This is a genomic window from Virgibacillus sp. M23 (assembly GCF_034190895.1).
Lineage (GTDB): Bacteria > Bacillota > Bacilli > Bacillales > Amphibacillaceae > Virgibacillus > Virgibacillus salarius.
In genome coordinates this window covers 1-12,116 of record NZ_JAWDHA010000015.1, presented here as the reverse complement: position 1 = coordinate 12,116, position 12,116 = coordinate 1, and the positions used below count along the sequence as shown (strand labels likewise).

Annotated in this window: 12 protein-coding genes and 1 other annotated feature; all 12 genes read left to right on the top strand. The window is 36.4% G+C overall.

What is annotated here, in order from left to right; genetic code table 11:
• Nucleotides 1–60 precede the first annotated feature (60 nt).
• The 12 genes from ftsZ to ileS all read left to right on the top strand — a co-directional run bounded on the left by ftsZ (nucleotide 61) and on the right by ileS (nucleotide 11,931).
• Entirely contained in the window at nucleotides 61–1,215 is a 1,155-nt protein-coding gene (gene ftsZ, locus RVS70_RS08175) for a cell division protein FtsZ (protein ID WP_026680808.1), read from the top strand.
• Nucleotides 1,216–1,859: 644 nt separating this feature from the next.
• Complete coding sequence (spoIIGA, locus tag RVS70_RS08170; RefSeq protein WP_026680809.1) at nucleotides 1,860–2,780, top strand: sigma-E processing peptidase SpoIIGA; 921 nt, start codon at nucleotides 1,860–1,862, stop codon at nucleotides 2,778–2,780.
• A gap of 13 nt (nucleotides 2,781–2,793) precedes the next feature.
• On the top strand, nucleotides 2,794–3,513 hold the full coding sequence (sigE, locus tag RVS70_RS08165) for an RNA polymerase sporulation sigma factor SigE (protein WP_026680810.1): 720 nt from the start codon (nucleotides 2,794–2,796) through the stop codon (nucleotides 3,511–3,513).
• 124 nt (nucleotides 3,514–3,637) lie between these two features.
• Nucleotides 3,638–4,423, top strand: a complete 786-nt coding sequence (gene sigG / locus RVS70_RS08160) for an RNA polymerase sporulation sigma factor SigG (RefSeq protein WP_026680811.1) — start codon at nucleotides 3,638–3,640, stop codon at nucleotides 4,421–4,423.
• Between the two features lie 483 nt (nucleotides 4,424–4,906).
• Complete coding sequence (locus RVS70_RS08155) at nucleotides 4,907–5,185, top strand: YlmC/YmxH family sporulation protein (RefSeq protein WP_026680812.1); 279 nt, start codon at nucleotides 4,907–4,909, stop codon at nucleotides 5,183–5,185.
• Nucleotides 5,186–5,242: 57 nt separating this feature from the next.
• Nucleotides 5,243–6,052 (top strand): peptidoglycan editing factor PgeF, encoded by an 810-nt coding sequence (gene pgeF / locus RVS70_RS08150; protein WP_121605055.1) that lies wholly within the window; start codon nucleotides 5,243–5,245, stop codon nucleotides 6,050–6,052.
• Nucleotides 6,053–6,079: 27 nt separating this feature from the next.
• On the top strand, nucleotides 6,080–6,748 hold the full coding sequence (locus RVS70_RS08145; RefSeq protein WP_026680814.1) for a YggS family pyridoxal phosphate-dependent enzyme: 669 nt from the start codon (nucleotides 6,080–6,082) through the stop codon (nucleotides 6,746–6,748).
• A 9-nt stretch (nucleotides 6,749–6,757) separates the two neighbouring features.
• Complete coding sequence (locus tag RVS70_RS08140; RefSeq protein WP_026680815.1) at nucleotides 6,758–7,189, top strand: cell division protein SepF; 432 nt, start codon at nucleotides 6,758–6,760, stop codon at nucleotides 7,187–7,189.
• Nucleotides 7,190–7,196: 7 nt separating this feature from the next.
• The gene (locus RVS70_RS08135; RefSeq protein WP_026680816.1) at nucleotides 7,197–7,463 is read left to right on the top strand and encodes a YggT family protein; all 267 of its coding nucleotides are present in this window, start codon (nucleotides 7,197–7,199) and stop codon (nucleotides 7,461–7,463) included.
• Between the two features lie 11 nt (nucleotides 7,464–7,474).
• Nucleotides 7,475–8,251, top strand: coding sequence for an RNA-binding protein (locus RVS70_RS08130; protein WP_121605056.1), 777 nt, complete (start codon nucleotides 7,475–7,477; stop codon nucleotides 8,249–8,251).
• A 99-nt stretch (nucleotides 8,252–8,350) separates the two neighbouring features.
• A complete protein-coding gene (locus RVS70_RS08125; protein WP_026680818.1) occupies nucleotides 8,351–8,854 on the top strand; it encodes a DivIVA domain-containing protein in 504 nt (167 codons plus the stop codon).
• A 67-nt stretch (nucleotides 8,855–8,921) separates the two neighbouring features.
• Nucleotides 8,922–9,140 (top strand) — a binding site (T-box leader).
• 40 nt (nucleotides 9,141–9,180) lie between these two features.
• Complete coding sequence (gene ileS / locus RVS70_RS08120; RefSeq protein ID WP_205388505.1) at nucleotides 9,181–11,931, top strand: isoleucine--tRNA ligase; 2,751 nt, start codon at nucleotides 9,181–9,183, stop codon at nucleotides 11,929–11,931.
• Nucleotides 11,932–12,116: the final 185 nt, after the last annotated feature.

Sequence of the window (12,116 nt, the reverse complement as noted above, 5' to 3'; positions counted from 1 at the left end):
ACCTCTAATTAATTAGCTTCTAGAAACGCTTGTAATTTTGCATATTAGGAGGAACGAGATATGTTGGAGTTTGATACAAACATGGAAGAATTAGCCACAATAAAAGTAATTGGAGTTGGCGGTGGCGGTAATAATGCTGTTAACCGTATGATCGAACACGGCGTTGAAGGTGTAGAGTTTATCGCTGTAAATACAGATGCTCAAGCTTTAAATCTATCAAAAGCAGAATTGAAAATACAAATTGGTGGAAAATTAACTAGAGGATTAGGTGCTGGAGCTAATCCTGAAGTAGGCAAAAAAGCCGCAGAAGAAAGTAAAGAACAGCTTGAGGAAGTACTGCAAGGAGCAGATATGATATTTGTAACTGCTGGAATGGGTGGAGGTACTGGTACTGGTGCTGCTCCAGTTATTGCACAGATCGCAAAAGATCTTGGTGCCCTTACAGTAGGAGTAGTAACGCGTCCATTCTCTTTTGAAGGCCGAAGAAGATCCACGCAAGCAATTTCTGGAATTGAGTCATTAAAAGGTAGTGTGGACACATTAATTGTTATACCAAATGATCGTCTTCTAGAGATAGTAGATAAAAATACACCAATGTTAGAAGCTTTCCGCGAAGCTGATAATGTATTGCGTCAGGGTGTACAAGGCATTTCAGATTTAATTGCAAAACCAGGGCTAATCAATGTTGACTTTGCCGATGTTAAAACCATTATGTTTGATAAGGGCTCTGCCCTAATGGGGATTGGTGTAGCTACTGGTGAAACAAGGGCTACTGAGGCTGCTAAAAAAGCAATCTCTTCACCACTATTAGAAACCTCAATAGATGGCGCGCACGGCATCTTGATGAATATAACTGGGGGTACTAACTTAAGTCTGTATGAAGTTCAAGAAGCTGCTGATTTAGTTACTTCTGCTGCCGATAATGAAGTCAATGTAATCTTTGGATCGGTTATTAATGAAAACTTAAAAGATGAAATTGTTGTCACGGTTATAGCGACAGGCTTTGATGAATCTACTAAGAAAATGGAGCAGCAACCAAAACAGCATCGACCGGTAATTAATCATCATCAGCATGCTGCTACTAGAGTAAATGAAGAACCACCTAGTAGAGAAAGAGAGAGTGAACCTGTTCAACAGCAAAGACCAAGACAAGAGGAAGATGGTTTAGATATTCCAACTTTCTTAAGAAATCGAAACCGTAATCGAAATCGTTAATGATAAAAAGAAGGCAATGCTACTATTACGTGCATTGGCCTTTTTTATTGTCAAAGAAATTATAAAATTAGTCCATGTGGATACATAGGAGCGTGTTGAGCCGCGTCGAGCGTAAACGCCCTACGATAAGTCATCATCAGTTCGCAAGTTCACCGTTATTCCTTTATCTCTGTTGATTCGCTCTAGTCGCTACGTTTCTAATCGAGCGATTGCGCTTTTATTCTTTGTCAATTTGTTCATTATAAGGAAAAGAACCATCCTATGAATGAATTTAGAACATGAGTAACAATTGGACTGGTCACTGGTACTTTATTACTATAAATTCTGTTTTCCAGTTCCTCTCTCGATTTTCTTCACTATTACACCCACCACACAAAAATTGGCCAAATTATCAAGTTTAAGCATTATGTATATCCTCTTTTCTTTTAAATTGGATCAACCAATTTCATGCATAGGTCATTTAAGTCCAATTTTTAACTTGGCTATAATTACCGACAAACATTCCAACAACTCGTTAAAATTAGTCATACGAACCATACAGGAAATGACAGACTTTTCCTTTTCTCTTCGATATACTTTAATCATTATGAAGTTAATAATTTAAAATCTTTCATATGACAGAATACGTGAAAGGAAGGAAAGGTGTGACTATTTATCTGGATGCTGTTTGGGCATTAAATTTTTTATTAGATATCATGCTTTTAATGCTCACACAAGCTTTAGCAAGAGATAGTACACGGATTATCCGCATAGTAATTGGGGGATTTGTTGCATCTTTACTCGTTCCTATCTCTCTCTATTTTCCTGATACTTTTTTTACCAGTGTAATAGGAAAACTCTTGTTCTCGTGCTTCATTATCTTAACTACATTTGGTTATCATAATTTTTACCGTTGGATAAAATTATTGCTGCTATTTTATTTTATTACCTTCTCTATTGGAGGTGGATTAATAGGTATTCACTATTTATTTCAGCGTCCATTTGGTTTAGACAGCAATGGATTTCTGACCTTTAACAGCGGCTTTGGAGATCCAGTAAGCTGGCTATTTGTTGTAATCGGGTTTCCATTGGTTTGGGTATTTACAAAATCCCGTATGGACAAGCATGCTGCAGAAAAAATACGCTATGATCAATTGTGCCCAGTAACTATACAAATTAAGGGAAAGAGCTATTCTACTACAGGGTACATTGATAGTGGTAATCAATTAATCGATCCGCTTACAAAAAAACCGGTAATCTTATGCGACGAACCTTTCTTGAAGAATTGGTTTACGGAAGAAGAATGGAAACGAGTTCGTAAGTGCAGTGAATCACTAGATTTGGATAGTTTGCCAACGGAGTGGGAGAAATATTTGCAGTTAGTACCTTATCAAGGTGTTCAAGGTAATAGTACATTTCTCTTTACGATTCGACCAGATACATTAGTTATCTATTATGGTGAACAAAAGATTGTAACGAGTAAAGTATTGGTAGGGCTTCAGTTTTCCAATCTAACAAAAGATGAAAGCTATCATTGTTTATTACATCCACAAATTATAAAATTAGCGACAATTCATTCTGCATAAAGGAGAGATTGCTTTGAGATCAACAAAATTACGCCTTCGTTTATGGTGGTACAAAATTTTAATTAAATTAGGACTCAAATCAGATGAAATATATTATATTGGTGGGAGTGAAGCTTTACCACCACCACTTTCTAAGCAAGAAGAACAGGAATTATTAGTCTTACTTCCAAAGGGAGATAAATCCGCCAGAGCCATTTTAATCGAACGAAATTTACGATTGGTTGTTTATATTGCTCGTAAATTTGAAAACACAGGAATAAATATTGAAGATTTAATTAGTATTGGAACAATCGGACTTATTAAAGCGGTGAATACCTTTAATCCTGAGAAAAAAATTAAACTTGCCACATATGCATCTCGTTGTATAGAAAATGAAATTTTAATGTATTTAAGAAGAAATAATAAGCTTAAATCAGAGGTATCCTTTGATGAACCGCTAAATATCGATTGGGATGGAAATGAGTTACTACTCTCTGATGTTTTAGGAACAGATGAAGATATAATTACAAGAAATCTAGAGTCCAGCGTTGATAAAAGCTTATTGAAGAATGCTCTGTCACAGTTAAATGCCCGTGAAAAACAAATCATGGAGCTGAGATTTGGTTTAATTGGAGAAGAAGAAAAAACACAAAAGGATGTAGCGGATATGTTAGGTATTTCTCAGTCATATATTTCCCGATTAGAGAAAAAAATTATTCGCCGATTAAAAAAAGAATTTAATAAAATGGTCTAGCCTTGTCGCTGTAAGTAAAGAAGGTTTTTATGAGTATTTCTTCATGCTAGTGTCTGCATAAAAATCTTCTCAGTCGGAGATACTGTCCATGAACAGCATCACCAACTGGGAGGGTTGAACGCAGATGACAAGACATAAGGTTGAAATATGTGGTGTTGATACATCGAAGCTACCTGTACTAAAGAATGAAGAAATGCGAGAATTATTTAAGAGAATGCAACAAGGAGATGGAGACTTATCTGCACGGGAGGAGCTGGTTAACGGAAATCTGCGACTTGTCTTAAGTGTTATTCAACGATTTAATAATCGTGGAGAATACGTTGATGACTTGTTTCAGGTTGGCTGCATCGGATTAATGAAATCCATAGATAATTTTGATTTATCCCATAATGTGAGGTTTTCTACCTATGCTGTTCCTATGATCATTGGGGAAATCAGAAGATACTTGCGAGATAATAATCCAATTAGAGTTTCTAGATCATTACGCGATATTGCTTATAAAGCACTACAAGTAAGAGAAAAATTAATCAACAAAACATCAAAGGAACCAACCCCAATGGAAATTGCAGAAGAAATGGGTATTCCCCATTCAGATATTGTTTTTGCATTGGATGCTATACAGGATCCGGTTTCCTTATTCGAACCAATTTACAATGATGGCGGTGATCCGATCTATGTAATGGATCAAATAAGTGATGATAAGGATAAGGATTCTACCTGGCTTGATAAATTATCTTTAAAAGAGGGGATGCATCAATTAAACGATCGTGAAAAAATGATACTAAACAAACGATTCTTCCAAGGAAAAACACAGATGGAAGTTGCAGATGAAATTGGAATTTCCCAGGCGCAGGTTTCTCGTTTGGAAAAAGCAGCGATTAAACAAATGAATAAACAGATGTTTGAATAAATGAAAGGCTATTAAGATAGTCAAGGGAAGATTACGGATCTGTTCCCTCAGAGTGTAGAAACGCTATAGGTGTTTCTACACTTTCAGCTTGTAGAGAATGTCTACAAGCTTTTTTATTCTGGTAATTTAAGGAAATTATAAGTGTTAGCCAATCTGGATAAATATGGGCGTGTTGAGCCGCTTCCAGCTTCAGTGCCCAGGGAACGATGCGACTTCATGAATCACCCTAATCTAAGTCATCATCGGCTCACAAGCTCACAGTGATTCCTTTATCTCCGTTGACTCGCTCTAGTCGCTACGAACCTGTTTGAAGTAAACAACGAATCTCCTGCAAATTTTGACGAGTTCGTGTCATAAGTATCTATAACTTCCAACGCAAGCATTCTTGTATAACTAATCGCAAAGATATCTTGTAAATTTATTGTTCCATGAAAGATCACAAAAGTTATGCATATATATAGAGTAAGGGTGAGGTGAATAAAAGTGATAAAATTATCTGAACTACAAATTAAAGAAGTAATCATTATTGACAATGGTCGAAAACTGGGACATATCAATGACTTAGAAATTGATACAACAAATGGTAGAATTCTTGCAATTGTAATCATTCCGAGGGATAAGAAAAGTGGATTATTTGGTAAGGCAGAAGAACTTGTTATCCATTGGAATCAAATTGTTCGAATTGGATCGGATGTTATCCTCGTAAAAGATGTCGAAAAGCCGAAATTATATAATGAACCATTTATTCAGGAAAGAAAATAAAAAACAGCAGATTTTGTGGTAAAATGAAACAAGCAGTGAACGTGGGAGGTAGTTAGATTGTCAGAGCCCTTTATCAAGCACAATGATTCCATATTACATATCGAAAAATGGCAAAAACGAAATGAAAAATTAAAAGTTGGATTTACCACAAAACATGGTGGAGTAAGTAGGCAACCATACGCATCCTTAAATGGTGGGTTACATGTTAATGATAGTACAGAAAATGTAATAAAAAATAGAGAAATAATTGCTAATCATGTAAGGATTCCATTAAATAATTGGGTTAGTGGAGAGCAAATCCATCAAACACGCATACATGCTGTCACTGAAAATGACAAAGGTAAAGGTGCAACCGAATATGATACGGCAATTAAAGATACAGACGGATTAATTACAAATACTTCAGGGATTTTATGTACTGGATTTTTTGCAGATTGTGTTCCATTATTTTTCTTCGACCCAATTACTTCTTATATTGGTATTGCACACGCAGGGTGGAAAGGTACTGTTAGTGGGATAGCTGATGATATGGTCAATACCCTAGCCAATCATGGGGTAAATGTGAGCGACTTGTTAGTGGCTATCGGCCCTTGCATAACAAAGCAGTTTTACGAAGTAGAGCAAAAGGTTATCGATAGGATTCCATTATCACATAGACAAAGTTCAGTTCTACCAACTGGTATAAATCGATATTTACTTGATTTAAAACAATTAAATATAGATATTCTTTTACAAGCTGGGGTATTACGTAATAATATAGATGTAACAAATTATTGCACGTTTCGAGAGAATGACTTATTTTTCTCACACCGCAGAGATCATGGGAGAACTGGTAGAATGTTAGGCTTTATTGGCTTTTCATCATGATTATACGAGGGAGGAGAATTGGAAATAATGGATGTAGCACAAAATTTAACAGCAATACAGCAAAAAATAAGACAAGCATGTTTGAAGCGTAATCGAAATCTGGAGGACATCACCATAATTGGTGTGACGAAATATGTTACAATAGAGCGAACAGAGGAAACGATACTAGCTGGCATCACGAATATCGGTGAAAATCGACTTGAGGGCTTCCAAGAGAAGTATAATCTTTTAAAAGACAAAGGGACCTGGCACTTTATTGGTACACTGCAATCTAGGAAAGTAAAAGAAATTATTAATCAAGTTGATTTTTTGCATTCGCTGGATAGATTATCGTTAGCGAAAGAAATAAATAAACGTGCAACTGATCCAGTGAACTGCTTTATTCAAGTAAATGTAAGCGGCGAAGAATCGAAACATGGTATTGATCCAGACCAAGTTATTCCATTTATAGAGGACTTAGCAAACTATCCTAACGTGTATGTAGTTGGTTTGATGACAATGGCTCCTCACATTGATGATAAAGAAAAACTACGAATGATTTTCCGTAGATTAGCTGATATAAGGTCAAACGTACAACGTGAAAATTATACGCATGCGCCTTGTCAGTATCTTTCTATGGGCATGAGTAATGATTATGAAATAGCAATTGAAGAGGGTGCAACACATATCCGAATTGGTACAAAATTAGTAGGGTGAGGTGACAAAATGAGCTTAAAGAACAAAATTAAAAACTATTTCACAATGGAAGATGAGTATGAATATGAATATGTTGATGTTGATGAACTAGAAAATGATCCTAGACCACAACCGAAAGATAAAAATCAAAATGTCGTTAATCTTACTAGTATGCAAAATCCAACTTCTAAAGTTGTACTATGTGAACCTAGGACATACAATGAAGCCCAGGAAATAGCCGACAATATCGTTAATCGCCGAGCAGTCGTTATTAATCTACAACGCGTGGACAATCATCAGGCGAAACGCATCGTCGACTTTTTAAGTGGGACAGTATATGCTGTAAATGGCGATATACAAAAGCTGGGTGCACAAACATTCCTCTGTACACCTGATAATGTCAATGTGTCTGGTACGATTACAGACGCTTTTATGGAAGATGAATATGAAAAAGGATGGTAGCAAATAAATGTTTGGACTTTATCGATTATTAGATACTGCTTTTGTTATATACAGTTATGCGTTAATTATATATATTTTTATGTCGTGGTTTCCAGGTGCAAGGGAATCTTCATTCGGACAAATATTAGCAAAAGTATGTGAACCGTATTTAGAGCAATTTCGTAAGTTTATTCCTCCGATCGGCATGATCGACCTATCACCAATCGTCGCCATTTTTGTCTTGTATTTAGCAAGAATGGGGTTATTACAATTCTTCCAGATGTTTGTTTTTTAAAGGGTTAAACAATGGAGATCTACCAGCATTTTAGGAAAGATGAGGAGCCCTTTATTGATCAGGTCATGTCATGGAAGGAACAAGTGGAGCGATCCTTTCAGCAACGGTTAACAGATTTTCTTGACCCTCGTGAACAGCAGATCATGGACATGCTTATTGGTTCCAAAGGCGATGAAGTAAAACTAGCCTATCATGGAGGAAATCCATATGTGGAGCGGAAACGGGTAGTAATTGCCCCCTTTTATGACACAATACAAGCTGATGATTTTCAATTAACATTATTACAAGCTAGTTATCAATCTAAATTTGTAAATGTGACACACAGCGACATAATGGGCGCATTTCTATCTTTAGGTATTAAACGAAAAAAGCTTGGAGATATTTACGTGGACAATGGCCTGATCCAAATCGTCGTTGCAGATGAAATAGCTTCATATGTGAAGACTAATTTATTATCCATCAAAACAACAAAAATAACGTTGGAAGAAATGCCGTTATCAGAATTTAAACGGAAACAAATGAACTGGGAGGAATCAGATTGCACCGTCTCCTCCTTACGACTTGATACACTTGTTAAAGAAATCTACCGGATTTCAAGAAAAGATGCGGTATCTTACATTAATAAGTCACATGTCAAGGTGAATTTTAAAGTCATCGAAGATGTAAAGTTTCTCTTACAGGAAGGTGATCTATTATCACTAAGAGGTAAGGGAAGGAGTAAAGTGGTACAAATTAGGGGGAAAACAAAAAAAGATAAAATTAAGGTAACTACTGCAATCTTGAAATAATTTTGTTAAATATGCAGGAATTAGCTACCTTTTGTCGAATAAAAGTGTAAGATGGGGATAGTACGTTTTGTGAAACAACTTTAATAGGAGGTGGCTGTTGTGCCATTATCACCATTGGATATTCATAATAAAGAATTCACTAGAAGTTTTCGCGGATATGATGAAGATGAGGTAAACGAATTTCTTGATCAGGTAATTAAAGATTATGAAATGGTTATACGTGAGAAAAAGGATTTAAAGGAGCAAGTAGATCACTTAAATGAGAAGCTTGGTCACTTTACGAATATCGAAGAAACCCTAAATAAATCAATTCTTATCGCGCAGGAAACTGCCGAAGAGCTAAAAGGCAATGCTACAAAAGAATCCAAATTAATAATTAAAGAGGCAGAAAAAAATGCTGACCGCATTATTAACGAAGCTCTAAGCAAGTCTCGTCGTATTTCAATGGATGTAGAAGAGTTAAAAAAACAGGCCAAAGTCTTTCGTACACGTTTAAAAATGTTGGTTGAAGCTCAGTTGGACATGATAGGTACTGATGATTGGGAACAGTTATTTGATGCGGAAATAGGTGAAGACCTAGAATTAGCAGAGAATGAATCATAAGCCTTGACGCTAGTCGCTATTTTACATATAATTCTTACACAGAGGTCTATGAATCATTAGTTGAATAAATTAAGCAAGGATAGAGCTAGTATAAAGGTGAGTTACTGAATAGCGAGTTGGGGTATGGTGGGAGCCCAACACAGTAATACTTTTAGAAAATCACTCTTGAGCTTTCATTATGAAATGAATTAGTAATGAACGGGATCATTCACGTTACGAATTTCGAGTGAATTTGACAGTTAGTCAAATTTATAAGGGTGGTACCGCGAGTCTTCTCGTCCCTTTTGGGATAGAGGGGATTTTTTAATTTAGAAGGAGGAGCATAAATGGACTATAAAGAAACATTATTAATGCCAAAAACTGCATTTCCGATGCGTGGAAACTTACCAAATAAAGAGCCTATTCGCCAGTCAGAATGGGAGGAAAAGGACCTATATAAAAAGAGCTTAGAAAGAACAAAGGGGAAACCATTATTTATTCTTCATGATGGCCCTCCATATGCAAACGGAGATTTGCATATTGGTCACGCATTAAATAAAATTTTAAAGGATTTTATTACTCGTTATAAATCGATGACAGGATATCATGTACCATATGTTCCAGGATGGGATACACATGGTTTACCAATTGAAACAGCACTGACAAAAAATAAGAAAGTGAAACGTAAAGAATTAAGTATTGCTGAATTTCGAAAACTTTGTGCTGAATACGCACTTGGACAAGTAGATAACCAGCGGGAGCAATTTAAAAAGCTAGGTGTACGTGCCGATTGGGACAATCCATATATTACGTTGACAAAGGATTATGAGGCCGCGCAAATAAAAGTATTTGGAGAAATGGCGAAGAAAGGCTATATATATAAAGGATTAAAGCCAGTGTATTGGTCTCCTTCTTCAGAATCCGCTTTGGCCGAAGCCGAAATTGAATACCATGATAAACGATCTCCTTCCATCTACGTTTCATTTGAAGTAACGGATGGTAGAGGCTTATTGGAATCTGACGTCAAATTTATTATCTGGACGACAACACCTTGGACGATCCCAGCTAATCTTGGAATAAGTATCCACCCTGAATTAGAATATGCTGTAGTTGCAGTAAATGATGATAAGTTTGTCATTGCTCACGCTCTTTTAGAAGCAGTGACAGAGGCGTTAGAATGGAACAATCCAGAAGTAATTCAAACCTTTAAAGGAGAAGAAGCGGATAAGGTTGTCGCTAAACACCCTTTCTATGATCGTGAATCATTAGTAATGCTTGGAGAACATGTAACAACAGAAGCTGGTACAGGTTGTGTTCATACAGCACCTGGACATGGTGAAGATGACTTTTACGTAGCTAGAAGTTACGGTATGGATGCACTTTGCCCAGTAGATGAAAAAGGTGTATTTACCGATGAAGCTCCTGGCTTTGAAGGTCTGTTTTATGATAAAGCAAATAAAGTAATTACAGAAAAATTAGACGAAGCCGGTGCATTGTTAAAGCTCGCATTTATAACGCATTCCTATCCACATGATTGGCGTACGAAGAAACCAACGATATTCCGTGCAACGTCACAGTGGTTTGCTTCGATTAAGGACTTTCGTCATACGATATTAGATGAAATCAAAGCTATCAATTGGTATCCACAATGGGGAGAAACAAGATTATATAATATGGTGCGAGATAGGGAAGATTGGTGTATTTCACGTCAGCGAACATGGGGTGTGCCAATCCCAGTATTTTATGCAGAGGATAAAACACCAATCATTACAGATGAAACAATTAGTCATGTGTCTGATTTATTTAAGGAGCATGGATCTAATATTTGGTTCGAGTGGAAAGCAAATGATTTACTACCTAAAGGCTTTACCTCGGAGCACAGCCCAAACAATATGTTTACCAAAGAAACGGATATTATGGATGTATGGTTTGATTCTGGATCTTCACATGAAGCGGTATTACTTGGCAGAGAAGATCATTATCGTCCAGCAGATATTTATTTAGAAGGTAGCGACCAATACCGAGGGTGGTTTAATTCATCCTTATCCACATCAGTAGCTGTTACTGGAAAAGCTCCTTATAAAACTGTTATTAGCCATGGGTTTGCACTTGATGGTGACGGTAGAAAGATGAGTAAATCGCTGGGCAATGTAATTCAACCTGGGAAAGTACAGAAGCAGCTAGGGTCGGATATTCTTCGTTTATGGGTATCTTCAGTAGATTATCAAGCTGATGTTCGTATTTCAAATGATATCTTAAAACAGGTTTCTGAAGCGTATCGTAAAATCCGTAACACATTCCGTTTTATGCTTGCTAATCTTGCTGATTTTGATCCGAAAACAGATCGAGTTGCTGATACAGAATTGGAAGATGTCGACAAATATATGCTCTATCGTCTTCAACGATTAATAAACGATGTGCGTGTAAGCTATGAAAGCTATGAGTTTTCACCAATATTCCATCAAATTCATAATTTCTGTGCAGTTGATTTGAGCTCCTTCTATTTGGATTTTGCTAAAGATATTTTATATATTGAAGCAAAGGATAATCATAGAAGACGTAGTATTCAAACAGGCTATTATGAAATTCTAACGTCTCTAGTTAAACTATTAACACCGATTATTCCGCATACAGCTGAAGAAGTGTGGGAGTATATTCCAGGAGTAGAAAGTGATAGTGTTCAATTAACAGACATTCCTGAGTCGAGAGAAATAACAAAATTTGCTGTAGAAAAATGGGATCACTTCATGCGTGTTCGTGATGATGTGTTAAAGGCATTAGAAGAAGCTAGAAATGAGAAAATAATTGGTAAGTCACTTGAAGCAAAAATAAAGTTAGTACCGAAAGATGAGCAAACGAAAGATGTATTACAGTCTATTGAGCAGCTACATCAATATTTAATTGTTTCAGAGGCTGAGGTAAGTGATGATACGTCAGAAACTAAGCCTTATTCGTATGTTCATGTTGCAGTTGATAAACACGCTGGAGAAAAATGTGAACGATGCTGGATTTCTGCTACAACAGTAGGTGAAGATAGTGAACACCCTGCTTTATGTTCACGTTGTGCTGAGGTCGTAAAGAGACATTATTCCGCATAAATTTAATCTAGTCATTAAAAAGAATCTGGACAAAAGTAAATAAGAAACACAAAAACGGGGCTGGGACAAAACCCAGTAAAATAAAAAGTGGTACTCGCCAATAATTTGGTAAGTACCACTTTTTTTGAGATTTATGTACGCAAAAGGGATACCTTCTGGTAAAGTTAAAGTAATCACACCCAAAC

Bases quoted from the DNA above. Each gene is read 5' to 3' on its own strand.
- ftsZ (WP_026680808.1), top strand. From the start codon at position 61: ATGTTGGAGTTTGATACAAACATGGAAGAATTAGCCACAATAAAAGTA.
- sigG (WP_026680811.1), top strand. From the start codon at position 3,638: ATGACAAGACATAAGGTTGAAATATGTGGTGTTGATACATCGAAGCTA.
- RVS70_RS08145 (WP_026680814.1), top strand. From the start codon at position 6,080: ATGGATGTAGCACAAAATTTAACAGCAATACAGCAAAAAATAAGACAA.
- RVS70_RS08140 (WP_026680815.1), top strand. From the start codon at position 6,758: ATGAGCTTAAAGAACAAAATTAAAAACTATTTCACAATGGAAGATGAG.
- RVS70_RS08135 (WP_026680816.1), top strand. From the start codon at position 7,197: ATGTTTGGACTTTATCGATTATTAGATACTGCTTTTGTTATATACAGT.
- RVS70_RS08130 (WP_121605056.1), top strand. From the start codon at position 7,475: ATGGAGATCTACCAGCATTTTAGGAAAGATGAGGAGCCCTTTATTGAT.
- ileS (WP_205388505.1), top strand. From the start codon at position 9,181: ATGGACTATAAAGAAACATTATTAATGCCAAAAACTGCATTTCCGATG.